12 protein-coding genes are annotated in these 18,651 nt (G+C 41.3%); 3 read left to right on the top strand and 9 right to left on the bottom strand.

What is annotated here, in order from left to right; translation table 11 throughout:
* Nucleotides 1–224 precede the first annotated feature (224 nt).
* The 6 genes from PL11201_RS10920 to galE form a co-directional block, all read right to left on the bottom strand.
* Nucleotides 225–1,766: a hypothetical protein gene (locus tag PL11201_RS10920; protein WP_079678633.1), complete on the bottom strand. Its 1,542-nt coding sequence runs from the start codon at nt 1,764–1,766 to the stop codon at nt 225–227.
* Nucleotides 1,767–1,770: 4 nt separating this feature from the next.
* Nucleotides 1,771–3,270, bottom strand: coding sequence for a GT4 family glycosyltransferase PelF (gene pelF / locus PL11201_RS10925; RefSeq protein WP_200816752.1), 1,500 nt, complete (start codon nt 3,268–3,270; stop codon nt 1,771–1,773).
* 89 nt (nt 3,271–3,359) lie between these two features.
* Nucleotides 3,360–4,898 (bottom strand): HlyD family secretion protein, encoded by a 1,539-nt coding sequence (locus PL11201_RS10930; protein WP_079678637.1) that lies wholly within the window; start codon nt 4,896–4,898, stop codon nt 3,360–3,362.
* 168 nt (nt 4,899–5,066) lie between these two features.
* On the bottom strand, nt 5,067–6,485 hold the full coding sequence (gene glmM / locus PL11201_RS10935; RefSeq protein ID WP_079678639.1) for a phosphoglucosamine mutase: 1,419 nt from the start codon (nt 6,483–6,485) through the stop codon (nt 5,067–5,069).
* A 162-nt stretch (nt 6,486–6,647) separates the two neighbouring features.
* The gene (locus PL11201_RS10940) at nt 6,648–10,601 is read right to left on the bottom strand and encodes a polysaccharide deacetylase family protein (protein WP_079678640.1); all 3,954 of its coding nucleotides are present in this window, start codon (nt 10,599–10,601) and stop codon (nt 6,648–6,650) included.
* A gap of 539 nt (nt 10,602–11,140) precedes the next feature.
* A complete protein-coding gene (gene galE, locus PL11201_RS10950) occupies nt 11,141–12,367 on the bottom strand; it encodes a UDP-glucose 4-epimerase GalE (protein ID WP_079678644.1) in 1,227 nt (408 codons plus the stop codon).
* Nucleotides 12,368–12,703: 336 nt separating this feature from the next.
* Between galE and PL11201_RS10955 the strand changes: the two genes are divergently transcribed.
* Both PL11201_RS10955 and PL11201_RS10960 read left to right on the top strand, forming a co-directional pair.
* On the top strand, nt 12,704–14,497 hold the full coding sequence (locus PL11201_RS10955; protein WP_079678646.1) for a hypothetical protein: 1,794 nt from the start codon (nt 12,704–12,706) through the stop codon (nt 14,495–14,497).
* Between the two features lie 92 nt (nt 14,498–14,589).
* Nucleotides 14,590–15,810 carry a DNA double-strand break repair nuclease NurA gene (locus tag PL11201_RS10960; RefSeq protein ID WP_079678648.1) on the top strand — a complete coding sequence of 407 codons (1,221 nt, stop codon included), beginning with the start codon at nt 14,590–14,592 and terminating at the stop codon, nt 15,808–15,810.
* A 35-nt stretch (nt 15,811–15,845) separates the two neighbouring features.
* Here the strand turns inward: PL11201_RS10960 and PL11201_RS26440 are convergent, their stop codons facing one another.
* The 3 genes from PL11201_RS26440 to PL11201_RS10970 all read right to left on the bottom strand — a co-directional run bounded on the left by PL11201_RS26440 (nt 15,846) and on the right by PL11201_RS10970 (nt 17,392).
* On the bottom strand, nt 15,846–16,022 hold the full coding sequence (locus tag PL11201_RS26440; protein ID WP_159451530.1) for a hypothetical protein: 177 nt from the start codon (nt 16,020–16,022) through the stop codon (nt 15,846–15,848).
* Between the two features lie 4 nt (nt 16,023–16,026).
* Nucleotides 16,027–16,776, bottom strand: coding sequence for a hypothetical protein (locus tag PL11201_RS10965; RefSeq protein WP_079678650.1), 750 nt, complete (start codon nt 16,774–16,776; stop codon nt 16,027–16,029).
* Nucleotides 16,777–17,020: 244 nt separating this feature from the next.
* Nucleotides 17,021–17,392: a cysteine dioxygenase gene (locus PL11201_RS10970; protein ID WP_234996665.1), complete on the bottom strand. Its 372-nt coding sequence runs from the start codon at nt 17,390–17,392 to the stop codon at nt 17,021–17,023.
* 356 nt (nt 17,393–17,748) lie between these two features.
* Between PL11201_RS10970 and PL11201_RS10975 the strand changes: the two genes are divergently transcribed.
* Nucleotides 17,749–18,543: a hypothetical protein gene (locus PL11201_RS10975; protein WP_079678653.1), complete on the top strand. Its 795-nt coding sequence runs from the start codon at nt 17,749–17,751 to the stop codon at nt 18,541–18,543.
* The last annotated feature ends 108 nt before the right edge of the window (nt 18,544–18,651 follow it).

Raw genomic sequence — 18,651 nt, forward strand, 5'->3', positions numbered from 1 at the left:
GGAGCAGGGGGAGCAGGGGGAGCAGGGGAGGTAAACTCTTTATATTCTCTATTCCCTATTACCCATTCGTAATTAGTAATTAGTAATTCGTAATTAGTAATTACCGATCACGGATTTAAGCGGATTACGCAGATTAACCCTGCCCTCGACTTGATTGGGGGACAAATTAAAATCCGTGAAATCCGTGAAATCCTCTTAAATCCGCGATCCCCATTACCTAACACTTAATAACCACCCAGATAATAAGCATAATCGGGTTTTTTCAGAGCTTTAAAGACCTTTTTACTCGATAAAATCATAAATACAAATCCACCTGCTATTAAACCGAAAACGGTAAAAAAGACAGAAATTGTATGGGCTAAAATATACCCGACTGTAATATTCACAATCAAAGCAATAACTAACATTTTAAAAATCGTAGTGGATTGATTTAAACTAAACAAAATTAATCCATTAAATAAACCCAAAACAAAGAAAAAATAACCTAAACAGCCCCATAATGCTTGCATTGTTTCCGGTTGTGTCCAATTATCCGGTCTAAGGATACCTACAGTTAGAAAAACTGATAACCCTAAAAATATTATTGCCATGATAATTGCTGACCAATAAAAGAAAAATAACCTAGAAGAAAAATTAGCTAAATTATGAATTGTTAAAATTTTAGATTTACTATACCAATAACGAATAAATATATATCCTAAATATTGCAATAATGGCACTAATATTAAGAAGTTTAGTAAGGCTAAATCCATGCTTTTTTGATATTTAAGATCGATCGCAAATAGTAGACCAGAAGCAGGATTAATGGTTAAACCCGCCACAATACGGTCAGCAAAAATAAAACTAAAATAGGCTAATCCATAGCCAAAATAAGGAGACATTAAATAGACAACGGCACTGAGGCGAGGTAATTGAACGGGAGAACCTGTATCAGTATCTTTGTGTTTAATAAACCAAAATAAAACCAATCCAACAACCACTAATAAGCCAATAAACATGGCCCATATTTGTGCAATTAATGTGCCTAAACCCAACTGTAATCTTAAAAACAGAAACAATCCACTTAACCCAATTAAAACCAATGGCCCGCTCCAGCGTGATAGAATAGAAAGAACGGCTAAAAACATCCACAAAATGCTGAGTAACAGATAGTAAAATACAGCAATAATGATATAATGATCGGCAAATAAGCCTCGATAAAATCCAAACCATAAGCCCAAGAATCCCAGGAAAATAGTCGTAATAATTCCCAGGGATAATAGGGAAGTAGAAACTCGTTGTGCTTGACGAATTTCGCCTAATGTCATGTAGAATAGACCTCGGCGACTAATCATTTGTACGAATCCACCGGCGGTGGTGAGACTGGCCATGGTTACTATTGTAAAAAGTGACGCTAATTCCGGTGAGATTACCTGCTTTTTATCTCCGATCCCGAGATACTCCATCCCTAACATCATAATCAACGGCAGGGCATAAACAAAACTTTGAGAAAATTCATTAATAAAAGTTAAAATTTCATAGGATATTGTTTTCCAAACATCATCTTTTTTTGTTTGTTTTGGAGAAACGGGTGCATTGTTCAAATATTCATAAACATACTGACCCAAATCCCGAGCATTATCAAAACCAAATTCTGCTCTGATAATTCTGTCTGTATAACCAAGGGATTCAATAATAGCAGTGGCTTGCCAATAGTTTGCTAAATGAGGACTAATTTCTTGGACAGCCTGGATTAATTCTTGGAGCTTTTCATCGAGATTAATCATAATTTTATTGTTTCAGAACTTCCACTTCCTGTAGCTGGTTTTCAACATCCGAAAAAGGTTTATTCATCAGTCGATAATAACTCTCTAAATGTAAATCTAAAAAACGTCTTTGAGTAAATAAATCCAAGGCGCGATCGCAAGCCCGTTGACCAAATTGGCGACGTTCAGTTTCCGGTAATTCTAATAACTTGAGAATGGCGGCGGCTAACTCTGGGGGGCGACCGGCTTTGACCATTAACCCCGTATCTCCCAGGGCTTCACTGACTCCCCCGACGTCGGTAGAAACAATCGTAGCACCCGATAACATAGCCTCAATCACAGCATAGGGAAACCCTTCCGAAATACTGGACATGGCTACCACATCAGCTTCACTATAAGCACGCCAGGGTTCGCTGGTAAAACCCGCAAAGTTGATATTTTTTTCAATCCCGTATTTTTCTACCCTTCTTAAACATTCGGCATAATATCCCTCATCGGATGCTTTGCCATAAAAACGAAACTCCACATCGGGAATTTTATCTCGGACAATTGCAGCCGCTTCAATTAAATCTAACTGACCTTTTAAGGGAAAAATTAAACCCATATTCATCACCTGGGGGCGTTCTTTTTGCACCGGGGGCGTTGGATGAAATTGTTCTGGATCTGCACCATTGTAGATTACTTTTATGTTTTCAGGAGGCACTCCCCACCATTTTTCCCAACGAGCATTATATTCACAAACTGGTGAAACTTGATCGGCAAAATGATAGTTAAGCCTGACCACAGCTTCCACAACTTTATAGAGAAATCGGCGCACAAACACTGAAGGAATACTACGGTTAAGATTAAGATATTGTTCACGAATATTAATCCCATGTTCAGTTAACAGATAGGGAGTTCCCCGTTCCAATTTGGCAATCACGCAGGGTAAACCACAAAATGCCGCTGCTGAGGAATGGGTGATATCTGTGTGGGGAACTGGAATATTAATCGCCAGCAAAAAACGATAGAGTAAACGGATAGCTTCAGCTAATTCATTAATGGTGGGTTCAAGGCGCTCCGATTCAATTTGCCAGTTGCTACAGGCTAAATCTTGATAAACTGACCAAACCGAGTCGGACATCATGGTTATATGGTAGTCATAATGTAGAAAGTATTTATGAATGTCTAACAGCAGTTCGCCCAATTGATCGATGTCTAAATCTTCAAAAAGAATAGCGCGTATAAATTTCTCAAATCGAGGTAAAAATTGAGTAGCGACAACTTTTTTGGTCGTCTGAAATTTACTTCTAATGGCGTTAGAAAAAGGCGATTGCCAAGAATATTCAACCGGGTCATCAATTCCCCATAGAGGCAATTTTACAACTTGTTTAACATTGGTTGATAAGTTATACCGTAGGGGGAGGTAAGGGTTGGCAACAATGGCAAACAGTTTAAAATCAACTTCTGGAAGTTCTTGGGTTAATACATGACACCAGGTACTCACCCCGCCTTTGTGGAAGGGATAAGTACCTTCAGTTGTCAAGAGTACAGAGGGGCGGTTTGGGCTCATTGAGGGGATGAATTTTTTAGGTTATAGTCATTATAATTTAGATCCCCCCTAGGTTTTGCTGCTCACCAGAAATAAACCGTGGCTAACTGACCTGCCAGCAAGTCATTTTTAACATTTTTAAACTGTAAAATGACTTGATGGTTAAGGTCTTCTGAGGGTAAAGGATTAATTCTCACAACCTTAGCTTCAAATTCCTGGGTTTTGTCTCCCCCGCCGATTTCGACCATCGCCTTTTGACCCAGATGTAAAGCATTAATTAAACGGGAACTCACAGGAATTTCCACATTCAGGTTTTCTATTTCCGCCAGATCGACCACCTTCGTCCCGGCAAAAATTTGATTCCCCACCGCCACTGGTAAATCCACTATAACTCCAGAGCGAGTCGCTGTAATTACTTCTGTCGTTTTAATTTCCGTCAACAGTTCTTCTGGGTCTGAGGAGTTAGTTTCTATCGATTCATAGGGAAGTTCTATAGCTCTTAATTCCGCCAACTGTTGTTGAACCATCTGACGTTGTTCCGTCAATTGTTGGTATTGTAACTGAGCCAATTTTAACTTCGCCTTCATGTCCGTCAGTTCTTGTTGCTGTTGATCAACCACCAGTTGACTTTGCAATTGAGATTGTTTTGTCTGTGCTTGGGTAAAGGTTTCTGAAGCTACAATCGCCGCTTTCGCACTGTCAAGATCCGCCTGGGCTACCTTCATTTCGGCTGCGATTTCTTCGAGTTTTTCCTCAGAGACCGCCCCTTGTTCCCGCAATTCTAGGTAACGCTGATAGGAAGATTCAGCCTTCTGATACAGAGCCTCAGCCCGTTCCACAGAATCTTGCCGTTGAGGTAAGGGGACTTGCTGCATCTGGTTTTGGGCGGTTTTGAGTTCAGACTCCGCCTCTGCAACATTCGCCCGTAGGGGGGCGCTGTTTTGATCAAAATATTGGATCTTTTGTTCCAACTTGAGGATTTCTTGCTGTTGACCCATTTGTTGTTCTTGCAAATCCATGTCTTTTTGCTTTAAAGCCGCTAACTGCTGCTGTTGAGCGATTTTCTGCTGTTGTTTCAAGGCTTGCTGTTGTTGTCGGGCAACTTTTCTTTCTCGGAGTAGGGTTTGTTGTTCTTTTTTGGCTTGTTTGAGTTCCCGTTCAGCCTCAATATTTTTTAAGACTAACAACGGTTGTCCCACTTGAATATGATCGCCGATTTCTACTTTGATATCTTCAACGATGGATGAATAATAGGAAGCGATCGCAAAGGTTTTCGCAGGTTGAATTTTTCCCGTAAATTTTGTTTTACCAATTTGGTTATTTTGTTCTAATTTAGTTAAAATCGGCAGAGGTTCCCGCAGGCGATAACGCACGAAATAAATTCCGGCGGTGACGCTGAACGCCATGATAAATAAAACCAACAATTGTTGCCAGGATTTATCGCCATTAATCCCCTCATTGACAAAACCGACTTCCGATTTAGGATAGGGTTTATTTAAAAAGCTGGGTAGGCTGGTAAACGGAGAGTTGCTGTTTAAACCAGAAATTGCTTCGGTCTTAAATAAGGAAGCTTTTCCTTGGGGATCAAGAGAAGAACGTTGATTAGGGATTCTGGCGTCCATAGCTTTATAGTTTTAGAGTTTTTTTGGAAGTAGGTTTTAAAAAAGCGGATTAATTGATGAACAAAAATTGCATAAATTCAGGAAATTTTAAGAGGGTGATCGCAGTTGCCAGAACAGTTAGGATTAAGACTGATCCAGTCTTTCCTACCTGTTCCCTATTACCTGCTTTTACAAATATTGCTGAACGGCTGAAACTAAATTGTCAGACCAATAATTGGCCAGGTCAGCATTAATCGCCTCCACCATCACCCGAATTAGGGGTTCAGTTCCAGACGCCCGAACTAAAATCCGACCTTGATTTCCCATGGCTGTTTCGGCCTTAGCGATCGCCTTTTGTAAAGGTTCACATTGTTGCCAGTTACAACGTCGCTCCCGGTCTTCTACTCGCAGATTTTTTAACAGTTGAGGATAGGTGGAAAAACTTTGTTCCCGCAGTTGACTCATGGAACAGCCAGAACGTTGTACTAAGGCAGTTAAATGCAATGCGGTGAGCAAACCATCTCCAGAAATACCGTAATGACGACAGAGAATATGACCGGACTGTTCGCCCCCTAACATTGCACCAGTTTGCATCATTTCTGTATGAACGTATTGATCGCCCACCGCAGTTCGGATCAACTTCCCGCCCAACTGTTTCCAGGCCATTTCAAAACCCAGATTAGCCATCACCGTTGAAACAATCGTATTTCCGGGTAACTGTTGCTGTTGTTGCAGCATTTTGCCCCAGAAGTAGAGAATATAATCACCATCAATTACTCGACCTTGACCATCGACGGCGATCACTCGGTCAGCATCTCCATCAAAGGCGAAACCTAAATCCGCCTGATTTTCCTGCACGGCGGCTTGTAGGGGGGCGAGATGGGTTGAGCCACAGTTAACATTAATCCGATCGCCAGCGGCTTGATCATGCAGACAAATGACTTCGGCTCCCATTTGAGCGAAGGCTTGGGGTGCTAAATTAACGGCGGCTCCCCAGGCTAAATCTAAAACAATCCGTAGACCCGACAAATCGGAGGTTGGGAGTAGGGAGTTTTGTAAAGACTGAAGATATTGATTTAATAATTCGGGTCGAGCGTGTTGATATCCATACTTTACTGGCTGTTCGGGTTCGTAGGCTATTTTTCCCCCGGCTCCTCGGATGCCAGTTTCGATCTGTTTTTGTAGGGCGGTGGTTAACTTTGTACCATCGGCTCCAAATATTTTAATTCCATTATCTTCCGGGGGATTATGGCTGGCGGAAATCATTACCCCACCAATTGCTTCAGAAATGTGAGTTAGATAAGCAACGGTGGGAGTGGGGCATAAACCCAGATACCAAACCTCTAATCCGGTGGCTCTTAAACCCGCAGATAATGATGAGGCTAACAGATTGCTGGAGTTACGAGAATCCTGGCCAATAATTACCGGCCCTTTTTTCTGATTCTCCGCTTGTAGGATTTTCCCTGTCCAAAATCCGACTTGTTGAGCCAGGGATGGGGTGAGAACGTCTCCGACTTTTCCCCGAATCCCATCGGTTCCGAATAGGGGGGTTTTGGGTAAATTTAGGGGAAAACGGTCAATAATATTGTGAATTGTAGAGATAAACATGACTTTTATCCTTTGTTAATATTGGGGTTTTGTTGGATTTAAAGTGAGCAAAAAGTGATCAAAAAAGGTTTTAATGTGGAGGTTGAGGAGAAAAAAGTTTGTCCTGCGGGCAAGAAGATTGCCCGCTAGACATTGAGTTAGGATGGTTTCATCCAGTTGCTGCTAAACGAAACTGAAAGTATTACTATTAGTTAAAGCGAGGGTTTGATCCGCTTTAACAATAGCAATCAATTCCTCCGACGTGCCTGAAGTTTTTAACCAAATAGCGGTACCCGTATTACCACTGAGACTATATCGGGACTGTAAGCGATAATTTGAGGCACTTCCGTACAGTTGAATGATATCATCAGCCAGTTTGAAGTCAGAGATTAGGGCATAATCATTTAATCCCTTGTTGGTATTATCGCCGTCATTGTAATAGGCTTGACTTGAATCTCCTAATACAAAGCGATCTTTGTTCTGACCCCCGGTGAGAGCATCAATTTCGCCTTTTCCAAATGTTGTACTATCGACACCAATCAGGGTATCATCGCCGTCTCCGGCAAAGATGGTATCGTTACCTGCGTCCCCTTTCAGGAGGTCGTTACCCGCTTCCCCATTGAGTTTATCGTTATCTGCACCGCCACTGAGTGAATCGTTACCTCCACCCCCATTCAGTGAATCATTACCTGCATCCCCGTTCAGGAGGTCGTTACCTGCGTCCCCATTGAGTTTATCGTTACCTGCACCGCCACTGAGTGAATCGTTACCTCCACCCCCACTGAGGATATCGTTACCTGCACCCCCATTTAATCCGTCATCGCCTAATTGACCTGCTAGTTGGTCATTCCCGCCATCACCATTGAGGGTGTCATTCCCGTCCCCGCCTTTGAGGATGTCATTCCCGTCCCCAGCATTGATGATGTCATTCCCTTTTTGTCCTGCCAGGGTCTCATCCCCAGCAAGACCGTTAATTTGATCGTTAGCAGCAGTTCCTTTAACATTATTGTTATTGGCACTGGTGACGTTAATAACATTGAAAGGTGTATTGGGGTTGGTAATTACGGGGTCAGTGGGGGTGGTAACCTGGGAATCATTGACCTTGACAACAAAAGTATCATCTACGGTTTTGCCATTAGATGTACCTCGAACTGTAATATTTGCTGTACCGAATTGATTGTTCAAATAGTTCAAGGTCAGCGTATTTCCATTAATACTCGGAGTAACTAATCCAGTATTACTATTAGTTAATACGGTCTTAGTAATGGCTGTTTTATCGTTGTCAACATCATCAAAGACATTGGCTAAATCAATCGTAGACTGCGGCGCATTTTTAGCGGCAGTCACATCAGCAATGGCACTAGCCACCGTGGGGGCATCATCGACAGGGGCGACATTGACTGTAAAAATGTCAGTTACTGTTTGACCATTGGATGTCGCTTCTACAGTAATGTCTGCCGTACCTGATTTATCTTTTAGATAGTTTAAGGTGAGAGTATTTCCACTAATACTAGAAGTAACTAATGCCTCGTTACTGTTAGTTTTAATGGTTTTGACAATCAGGTTTTTATCGTTATCAACATCATCAAAGACACTGCTTAAGTCGATGGTCTGGCTTGGATCATCTTCGGTGGCGGTAACATCAGTAATGGGACTAGCCACCGTGGGGGGTTTATCTACAGTACCAAAGGTGACCTTGGCAGTATGGGAGCCTCCATTTTTAAAGACCATCTCCAAAATATCGCCGTTCAGGGTGGTGCTATCCGCGCCTGTGATCACCGGTTCTTGACCTTGGGGAATCTTCAAATCAAGTTTGACAGTTCCCGCCCCGGTAAAGGTATAGTCTAAATTCTGACCGTCACCCGTAACACTTTCCAATGTTGAGCGCATCGGTAGGTCAATAATCCGAGTCACATCTTGGGGAGTTGTCCCTAGGTTAATGGTAAATTCGCCCCCGGTTTTCGGCAAAAATACCGTGTCTGCGTCATAGGCATACCAGTTATTCACACTTTGGATTTGCTGACCTTTTTCCACATTTAAACCAAAGTCACCGACGCTGGTATTAGTAGCGGCTTCAACTTTAGCCGTAATCGTATTTCCTGTACTTGATGTGGATATTTTGGCTTTTTCAAATGTTTTAATCCGATTGCTTAAATCGGCTGCGGTGACAAATTCTGCCCCGGCGTTATAAGCCTTAGCGATCAAGTTGGTAAACATCTGCTCGGTATAACCGGGTGCCGCGCCCGGGGCGGTTGTTGGGGCATAATCATGCCAAGGAAAATGGAAGATGGGCATGGCGGCGTGACTGGCAATGTCGTTATATTCTTGATTCCATACGGCTTCTGCTTCGGGTACCGTTTTTTTCTCAAACTCAATTAAAGAGAAGTCAAACTTCATGTTCGGAGCTAAATAAACATAGTCTTCTCCTTTAAAGGGTAAGCCAAACGCATTCGGATACCCGGCTCCCACTCCTGAATATCCCCCACTGACATAATCGAGGTATTTTTTCAGTTCTTGACTGACTTGGAATCCTTCGGGAGCCCCTGGTATGGCTGCACCAGTCACATTAATTCCTAAATTTTTTTCAATCACCAATTGGGACTGATTAAATTCCTTTTCTAGTTGGGTGGGGGTGAGAACATTGGTATCTTCTGGGTGGGTCAGGGAGTGGGTACCAATTTCGTTCCCCTGGGCCAACATCTGCTGGTAGTAGGGGCCAGACTTGTTCCAATCCGTGGTTTGGTCTGGGGGATTATCACCTACATTGATATAGTAGGAACCGACAAAATTGTAGTCCTTGTTCCATTTGTCTAAAATCGGCAGCAGTTTATCGTAAATTCCATTATTAACGTCATAGGTTTCCTGAGACTGATCCATGTCATTCCGAGAAACAAAGATTCCCTGATCCCGGCTCATATTCAGTCGTACTGTGGGTTCAGTCCCTTCCGCAGACCATTGTAGCGCCTGCCAAAGCAAGTTACTATCGGCTAAAAATCCTTCCGTGGCAAAGTGAACATTTCGGCCTCCGGTTTGGGTGGTAATCACCGCCTCGCTATTTTTGCCATTGGCAACTAAATCTGCGACAACCTTGGGTTGATTATTGTCTGTTACACCGTCGCCATAAGTGTTATAGGATATGTTGCTATAGTTAAGAATCGCCTCATTAGCGGCGTACCCTTTCATGACTGGATTAGTTACATCTTTGGCTGTGAGAGTCCCATTCACTGGCCCGCCCCCATCAACCCTTGTCAGGTCTAGGAGTTTGCGCATCCGGCTATAGGAATCTCCGGGCAAAGCATTACCATTTTCGTCGTTGGTCAGGAAATCTCCGGCTGTAACAATCCCAATTTTATAGTCATAAACGGCATCTGATAAGGTGTTTTCAATGGCTTGCAGTTTACTGGTGGGAACGTTGCGGAAGGAAGGAAAGACTAAGCTGTCATAATTGACCAGTTTTGTAATATCCGTTAGATCATCCTCGTTTAAAATATCAAACGGAATTCCAGCCTGCATGGCTTGGGATTGGGCGGACAGAAATAGCTGGGTATAGGCTTTTTTATCGAAGAATTTGGCTGCGGTGGTGTCTGAATAGACGATACCTATTTTTTTACTCAGATCTGTTCTTGGGATTAAAACTTTTGGTGCTGAAACCGTATATTTTTGACTGCCATAATCCCCGGGTAAAAAGTCAGTATTGTTAATGTCAATGTAGGCATCGACAGCTTTGGGTGTTCCCTGTAATTGGCTCACGGGAACGGCAAATTCTACGATTTTCTTGTCGGGATCAAAGGTATAATCAAGGTCGGAAACTTTAGTTGCGCCCTCAGCCCCAGTGTACAGAGCCGGGATACCATTACTATCAAAATTGACGTTATATTCGGCTCCAACTGTTGAAGTTGACCCCCATAATGTATAACCCGTTTTGGTATTCCGATCTGTATTCAGCCATAAAGTGGTATTAGCACCAATGGTCGTACTATCGGCTTTGAAGGCAAAAACATAAGCATCTGCGGCATATTTGCCGTAAATTTCATATCCGGCTTTTCCTGTCCCGGAGACGGAATCTAAGCGCTCATTCTGTGTCCAATCCGTCAGCTTTCCGTCAACGTTAATGTTTTCGTATTGGTTTGTCATCATGACTCCTATATTTTTGATAAAAAATGGGTACTCAATGAGTGACTAATCAAAGATTAGTCATATTAATCTGGAGTGAAGTTGCAGGGCACTCGCCCCCCGATTTCATTAAAAAAGGGGGGAATAAGTTGCACCGTGAAAGAGAAATGGTATCAGCCCTCTTTTGTCAGTTTGGCGATTTGAGACAATTTACGCCCTTTGAACCGATTAAAAGCCCCGATTGTCCCGTCTATCCAAAAAAGAGGGATCGGACAGGAAATGATACTACTTGAAGTTTTGGCTAAAATTTTTGAATTCGACTCTGGTTTTTTAAAAAGGGTTTTGTCTAAACTGCTCTGGTTAGCTGGCAAATAATTGGAATTCGACTCTGGTTTTTTAAAAAGGGTTTTGTCTAAACTACTCTGGTTAGCTGGCAAATAATTGGAATTCGACTCTGGTTTTTTAAAAAGGGTTTTGTCTAAACTGCTCTGGTTAATTGACAAATAATTGGAATTTGACTCTGGTTTTTTTAAAAAGGGTTTTTTTTGTCTAAACTGCTCTGATTAACTGGCTAATAAATTACGTTGTCTTAAATAGAATTGTTCTTGCAAACAGTTTTGCAGAGTTTGATGAGAAATCAGAGACTTCCGCAACAGAATTTCCCCCAGTTTTTTGCCTGTATTAGTTTGTTCTTGCAAGGCGACTTGCAATTGATTCCGAGAAATAAATTGCTTTTGGAGTAGGATTGTACCCAGAGCAAAAGCTGCGGGCGTTTTGGGCATCTTTTTTACTGGTTCTTCGGGATACATTAACTGCAACTCCCAAGCTAGGGCGCTACCCACAATTGTCTCCAGATTATTGAATTGAGGTTTCCAACCCAAAATCTGACGAATTTTATCGGAACAAGCAATCACACAAGCGGGGTCTCCGGCTCGTCGTTCAATCTCAACCACCGGGAATTGTCGTCCCGACATTTCTGTGACTTTTGCTAAGACTTCCTTGACACTGTACCCCTGACCATAACCACAGTTGAGAATATGGCTGTCATTTTCGTCTTGCAGATAACGCAGGGCGTCAATATGGGCGGCGGCTAAATCCTCGACATGGATATAGTCACGAATACCTGTGCCATCGGGGGTGGGAAAGTCTGTGCCGAAGATACTCACGGATTCCCGTCGGTTTAAGGCGGCATCTAAAGCGACTTTAATCAGATGACTGGCTTTTTTGTTGGTTTGACCAATGCGCCCACTGGAGTCGGCTCCGGCGACGTTAAAGTACCGTAGAATCACATACTTTAATCCCGATGCTCGACTGTAGTCTTGAATCATCTGTTCGCTCATCAGTTTGGAGTAACCGTAGGGATTGATGGGTGCGGTGGGGGTTGACTCCCGCACCGGGTTTTCTGCGGTTTCTCCATAAACGGCGGCGGTACTGGAAAAAACTAGCTTTTTGACTCCGTATTTTTCACAGCATTGCAGCAGGTTTAATGTGTTACGGGTATTGTTTCCGTAGTAAGCCAGGGGATTGGCTGTGGATTCGGGGACTGAAATGCTGGCGGCAAAGTGCAGAATCGCATCAAATTGATGTTCGGCAAACACCTGAGCTAATTTTTGCGAGTCTGCTAAATCTCCTACGACTAATTCCCCATAAAGCACTGCTTTGGGTGATCCGGTAGAGAGGTTATCATAGACTACGATTTCGTAATCTGTTTCTTTCCCGAGTTGTTTGACGACATGGGAGCCAATATAACCAGCGCCTCCAGTCACTAATATCTTTTTACTTCTTTGCATCACAGATACCTCCTCTACTTTTAAAAGTGGTTAAGTAGTCGGAAACGAATAAACCCAGCTATGTAAAGAACTGTAAAGGTGTTTACATATCTTTACTTTTTCCTAGTTTTCACCGTTAACCTTAAGTTAAACCGACTACTTGTTCGGATCAGTGTATTTACTTAAGCTAATGATGGTTCATACGACCAGAATCTTGCAATAGTCCGAGCCGAACTTTACCGATTCTTTAAGAAAAATAAGAATTAAGGGTTCTTATATGAATGTTTCATGAAAAATCAAAATTCGACTTGATTTAACAAGTGTTAGTGTGGTATAATCTCGCGTGTTTTTTTAATTATGAAAATATTGGCTCTGGACTTGATCTCAGCGATTTGGCTGTATACCCTGTGGGCTATTTTATTTTTGGGGTTGCCTTATAAAAGTTTTTCTAGCTCTTATCATCATCATTGGCACAGCAAAATTGTGAGTGCCTTCGCCCGAACCTCATTGGTGGTAACAGTTGGAGTTTTTGCGCTCACTGCTTTCCATCTGTTCAGTTGGTTAACCTTGGTGCTATTTTACACGATATTGTTACTGATTGTTTGGTATTATCGCCAACGGAAAACAGCCAGGGAAAAACTAACTATATTTGTTCAGGGGTTATTGTTTTTATTCCTGGACATACTTGACCAAGGACTCCCTACGGAACAGATTTTCAAGAGTTTCTCCCTCATTTATCAGCAATATCAAAAAAGATTGTTAATGATCATCGGTGTTCAAACCATTAACAGTCCTCAAAAAACCCTCAAAATCCTAGTATTAACCGTCATCTTGAGCTTCACTTTATTACTGCGTTTTGAACATCCCCTGCTAGAAATGCGCCTAGCAACTCCCGATAGTTACCAGAACTTACTGCTAACTCAGCAATTTTTAACGGGAGATTGGGATAAAATTCAACATCAAGTTCAATATTTACCTGTCTTCTCAGTTCTGACTGCTGTGATGTCGCTGCTGGCTTCGGTTGATAGCGCACAAGTTATAAGGTTCCTTCAACCTCTGTTTGGGTTTTTGCTGGTGTTGAGTGTGGGTTACAGTCTGCAAACTTTGACTCAAAAGGGTACGGTTGCTTGGGTGGGAATGTTCAGTTTGGGAGCCTATCTGTTTACCTGGTCTCCAGAAATTTCTAAACAGTTACCCCTGTGGGGTCAGCAAGTTTTAGGAACTGTGATCGGCAGCTTGAACTTTTCCCTGGTTCGACAGTGGGCTGTGGGTGATGAAGAAATTGCAGCTATGTTTTTAGTTCTTTCTCTGGCTTGTTTTACCAGGGTTCATATCAGAAAATTGCGCCCAACTGCGGTACTTGATACCTGTTGCTGTTTAGCAATGGTGGCGATGGCGGCACCTGTATTACTGATTCTTGCCTTGATCGGAATAGTAGGAGTGATGGGGAGCCGGATTTTAGGATTGGCTTCGGTTGCGATCTCCTGGTTATTGTTGGCTTTATTATTTGCTTTTTCTCCAGAAAAATTTGACTTTTTTCGGGTATTTCTAATTACGTTACCTGTGGGACTCAGTTTGCTCATTGCCTTAGTATTTTTATTTATCAGTTGGCTTTTATTCCCAATATTGAGACGAAATTCAGAAATAGCTTGTTTGATTTTACTATTTTGTTTTGCCTGTAATTTCCTGCTGCCACCCCCGGCTAAAATTAATTATTTGGAATATGAAGTTGCTGCTCGTAAAAGCCTAGAAATTCGCACAACATTTCCGCTCAAACGTTGGATTATTGTCGCCCCACCGGAACAACTAGCTCAAAATTATCGGGCGGGTTGGCATGAAGATTTAGCCGAATTTGTCAAACAATATTTAACGGAGGTAAAGTTTGATGATTTTCAATTTCCCTACGAAGTCCCAGATTTATTTGTATTTGTGGAAAAACAACCTCTGGCTATTTATCCTTTGAACTTACATTTAGCAATTTCTAACTCCATTTTATTAGACCCAACCTATCACTATTATCGTTCTTTAGCGGGACGCACCAGTTTAGAATTTGAAGCTTTAAAGTTATGTGAACTTTACCAAAAACATCATGCTGGTGCTTCTATCTATTATGAAGATGATCAACTCAAAATTTGTCATTTTGAACTCTGATTATGGAACTCCATTCAGGGTAGAATTGATTTGTCTCAAGTGAGGCGATCGCTCAACAGTTGGTTTAGTTACTATAATTCCTCAAATAACTTATGTTAGATCTAACAAAATTGGCTCAACAAATGCAAGGCATGAGCCAACATATTAATCGAGAAGCTGAAGCATCCCGCAAACGCATTGAAATCGCTTTAAATTTAATCGAACAAGCGAAATTAAATGATGATCAGTTAATGCGAAACTATGCAGAATTTAAACCGAGAATGATTTTTAAACCAGCTACTCCCTTAGAACCTTTAAGTTATTGTCCTGATATTAATGCGCCACCTTCCGCCCATACGGTTTTTGCCACGGATGGTTCCCAAATTGCGCCCAGTGCCCATGAAATTGCCTATTGTTATTTAATTAATGTCGGGCGGGTGATTTTACATTATGGTCAAAGTCGTCATCCGATTTTAGATAGTATTCCTGAAATTTATTATCGCCCGGAAGATTTATATTTATCCCGGCAATGGGGAATTAAAACCGAAGAATGGATGGGATATCGTCGGGCGGTATCGGAAGCGATTATTTTAGCAGAATCGGGAAATCAATTACTCGAAATTTCCCCAAATCAACAGTTAAATGTTCCCACTTTAGCTTTAGTTGATGGTTCTTTAATCTATTGGTTTTTAGAACAATTACCCTCAGAAGCTAGAGATTTAATTTTATTACCAATTTTAGAATCTTGGGAACAGTTAAGATTAGCGGGTATTCCTTTATTTGGATATGTAAGTGCTTCTCGCAGTAGTGAAAGTTTATCCTTTTTAAGATTACAGGCTTGTCCCTTTGATCAACCCAATTGTTTACAACATTGTCCGGGGATAGGAGGTATAATTTCAACGGGAGCGGAGAAAAAAGCCCCTTGTCAAGTGTTTGAACCCCTGCGGGATACGGTATTATGGGAATCCCAATTAAAACCCGGTCAACGCAGTCCTTTCTGGCGTTCTAATTCATCAATTTTGGATTTATATGAACATCATCAAATCTATTTTTGTTATGTGAATATGGGTAGTGAAATTGCTCGTTTAGAAGTTCCGGCTTGGGTAGTGGAAAATTCTGACCAATTAGAGTTAGCATTGGGAATGGTGATGGCGCAAGTTCAAAAGGGATATGGCTATCCGGTGGTGTTAGCAGAAGCCCATAATCAAGCGGTGGTGAAAGGAGGCGATCGCACTCGATTTTTTACGATGTTGGAGCAACAAATGATTAAAGCGGGACTAAGAAATGTGGGAATTTCCTATAAGGAAGCAAGAAAACGGGGTAGTATTGCGTGAAAATCGTAGGGGTTGGGTCTCCCAACCCTCTTTGCTCAATTAGGATTGCTATACTTTCTTTTCATCTCCAAGGCATACTTTAAAGGCGCAAGAATGGTTAGATTTTTAGCCAAACGCGGGTAGATTTTGTAGATATCTGGGAGTTGATTGGGTAATAATTTTTCGGCGATAAACTCCTGTAAAATCACATCTTCATCGAATTTAGAAAGCATAGTTTTACTTACTCCTGATTTGTTGGATTGACTCTTTTACACAGCTTCGGATATTCTGATTGCAAAATTGGGTGTTAGGTAAATCTTTGAGGCTGCTCCAAAGATTAGTATTAAATCCAGTATTGCCATCGTTGGTACTGCCAATAATTAATAGTTTTCCTTGTCGGGACGAGACTTTATTGGCGAGGTTTTTTAAGGTATCGGGACAAAATTCTTCTCCTTCGTTGGCTTGAATTTGCAGTACAATAATTGGGGTTTCAGGGTGGCGATCGCTCATTTCAAGAGCCAAATCTAAAGCCGGACAGACATAGGTTCCTTGGCCTTTAGATTCAGTTTTTTGATGACAGAGAGAATAGCTATCATTGGAGTCTTTGATCATCGCTGGATCGGTGGCAATTACCTCTTGACTCACTTCAATTAAGGCCTGTTTATCCCCTGTTTTAGAAGCATCTGCCAGACCAAAACAAGTATCTTTAGATGCTTTGAGTTGTTGAGGATCATTGAGGGCTGAAGCACTACTATCCGCGATTCTGATTAACAGTAACTTGGATTGTTTACTGCACCCACTCAACAGAAAAACAAAGAACAGAAGACACACAATCAACAGTATCCAGACCCCATCAAAATCGCTACTCTCACCTTTTTTAATAAACTGATTTTTGCATTCAGTACACATGAACTCTTTGGTTGTATTGGGGAGTTGTACTAAGTCACACTTTCTACGCCCTTGTTTATGATCTCTCAAACAATCCATAAAATAAAACCTCCTTAGCTGTTGATACGATCTCACACTCGACTCAGTAACCCAAAATCCTGATCAGGTTTTGATCAGGATTTCATCGCGTAACGATTAGGAATGACTAACAAAGTTAAGGTTTCACCAGAGGGAAAAATCAGAATTGACATAAAAGGAATGAGAAACCGGGTTTCTTGTCTTGTTTTTATCAAGAAAGCATTTTCTCTCAGAGAAACCCGGTTTCTATTGAGTCCTATAATCCCTAGTCTCTGACAGGCGAATAAACGTGCAATGTCACACAATCTTCATCACTGTTATTAACTAACTGGTGGTATTCATAACGGTCAGTCCAGGTAATTTCCCCCGCACTTACGGTTTCTTTTTTCCAACAGAATAATTTCCGTTTTTCGTCGGCAATATAGCGCTGTTGAGTGATCGAGCCCTGAAGGACTTTAGTCACATTCAACGCGGCCTGTTTGTGGGGGTGAACGCCAGAGAGTTGACCTGGCCCCCAACACATCACCAGCACCTCAACAGAATCATTCCGACACAGGATTTGATGGCCATAGCGATCAGGAAGAAATAAAACGAAAGCCTCCCAACATTCCTTCGGTAAATGCAACCGAGTGACCAAATCTTTCAGTTTCTCCAGAGTCAACGTATGAGACGGGATCACCTTAATTGCGACCAGGAACTTCTCAAACGGATAATTAACCCTGTCAGGCGAGGAAACACCGTTCTGCTGTACAATCTGACTAATCATTAGTTTTCGAGCCGTTGATTTACTTGTCTGAACAGATAACTGAATCGATGGCCTTTCATGTCAACCGAAAGGTTGCTATGCAGTTGTCAAGGTTCAGGCTTGATAGTCTAGGGTCGTAAAACCCTTGTTTTCTCAAGCTGTGGACACGATCTCACACCAGACTCAGTAAACCCAAATTCTGATCAGGTTTTGATCAGGATCAGGACTTCACCGCGTAACGATTAGGGATGACTAACAAAGTTAAGGCTTCACCAGAGGGACAAAAAATAATTGAGACAGCACGCGCAAAGAAAGGACGGGGGACAGGATGGGCATCCGACAAATCTCACCAAGCCTTAACAGATGCGAGTTTGTATCAATTGCAAAATGTAATTCTTCCAGCTTTAGGAATTTCTGTTAATAAGGATAATCCCAACCCAACTCTTAACTTGAAAAAGTTAAAAGCAATTATTGATAAAAATTGTATTAAGCCACCCATTAATGAATATTCAAGAGTCACATTAACTATTTTTACCGATGATTCTCAAGAAAAAGTTTTAACAATCATCAATAATTTAATTGCCGATGATCGTACTCAGTTACGTTTGAATGATTTCTACAACTTTTTTGATAAACATAAATTAAGAACAGATCGAATCACTGATATAAATTGGCGTTATTTTTTATCAGGTAAGAAGCTAATTGATAAAGATATTTTTATTGCCTTTTGCGAAGTTTTAGGGGTATCTTGGCAGAAGGTTATAGATCAGAAAACACCGTTTAAACACAAAAAAGATAGTACAAAAGCAACCTTATTAGTAGAAGTTTTAAATACATTTAATCATCAAGAGCAAAAAGATTTAGTTTGTAGTAATTTAGCTTTAAGTCATTCACCTAAAGCCTTTTTAGTGATTAATTCTTGTTCCTTTAGTCGGACTTGGATGTTGCGAAGAATTGCATATGAAATTAAAACTTTTGGCAAAAAAGAAGTAGAAGTAAAACCAGAAGATTTTTTGAGTCAATCTCAACACACCTCTCCTTAAATCGAAGATTTAACATCAATATTCAAGCAAAAATATCCTGATCAATTACTTAATGAAGACTTAAAAAGCAAATATATTTTTCTGATTATTAATGTTGATAAGTATGAT

The sequence above is a fragment of the Planktothrix sp. PCC 11201 genome (assembly GCF_900009135.1).
Classification (GTDB): Bacteria; Cyanobacteriota; Cyanobacteriia; order Cyanobacteriales; family Microcoleaceae; genus Planktothrix.

What these genes read in the sequence shown, in the direction of transcription:
- PL11201_RS10965 (WP_079678650.1), bottom strand. Translation starts at nt 16,776, where the DNA reads ATGGATTGTTTGAGAGATCATAAACAAGGGCGTAGAAAGTGTGACTTA.
- PL11201_RS10920 (WP_079678633.1), bottom strand. Translation starts at nt 1,766, where the DNA reads ATGATTAATCTCGATGAAAAGCTCCAAGAATTAATCCAGGCTGTCCAA.
- PL11201_RS10955 (WP_079678646.1), top strand. Translation starts at nt 12,704, where the DNA reads ATGAAAATATTGGCTCTGGACTTGATCTCAGCGATTTGGCTGTATACC.
- PL11201_RS10940 (WP_079678640.1), bottom strand. Translation starts at nt 10,601, where the DNA reads ATGATGACAAACCAATACGAAAACATTAACGTTGACGGAAAGCTGACG.
- glmM (WP_079678639.1), bottom strand. Translation starts at nt 6,485, where the DNA reads ATGTTTATCTCTACAATTCACAATATTATTGACCGTTTTCCCCTAAAT.
- PL11201_RS10975 (WP_079678653.1), top strand. Translation starts at nt 17,749, where the DNA reads ATGACTAACAAAGTTAAGGCTTCACCAGAGGGACAAAAAATAATTGAG.
- PL11201_RS10960 (WP_079678648.1), top strand. Translation starts at nt 14,590, where the DNA reads ATGTTAGATCTAACAAAATTGGCTCAACAAATGCAAGGCATGAGCCAA.
- galE (WP_079678644.1), bottom strand. Translation starts at nt 12,367, where the DNA reads ATGCAAAGAAGTAAAAAGATATTAGTGACTGGAGGCGCTGGTTATATT.
- PL11201_RS10930 (WP_079678637.1), bottom strand. Translation starts at nt 4,898, where the DNA reads ATGGACGCCAGAATCCCTAATCAACGTTCTTCTCTTGATCCCCAAGGA.
- PL11201_RS26440 (WP_159451530.1), bottom strand. Translation starts at nt 16,022, where the DNA reads ATGCTTTCTAAATTCGATGAAGATGTGATTTTACAGGAGTTTATCGCC.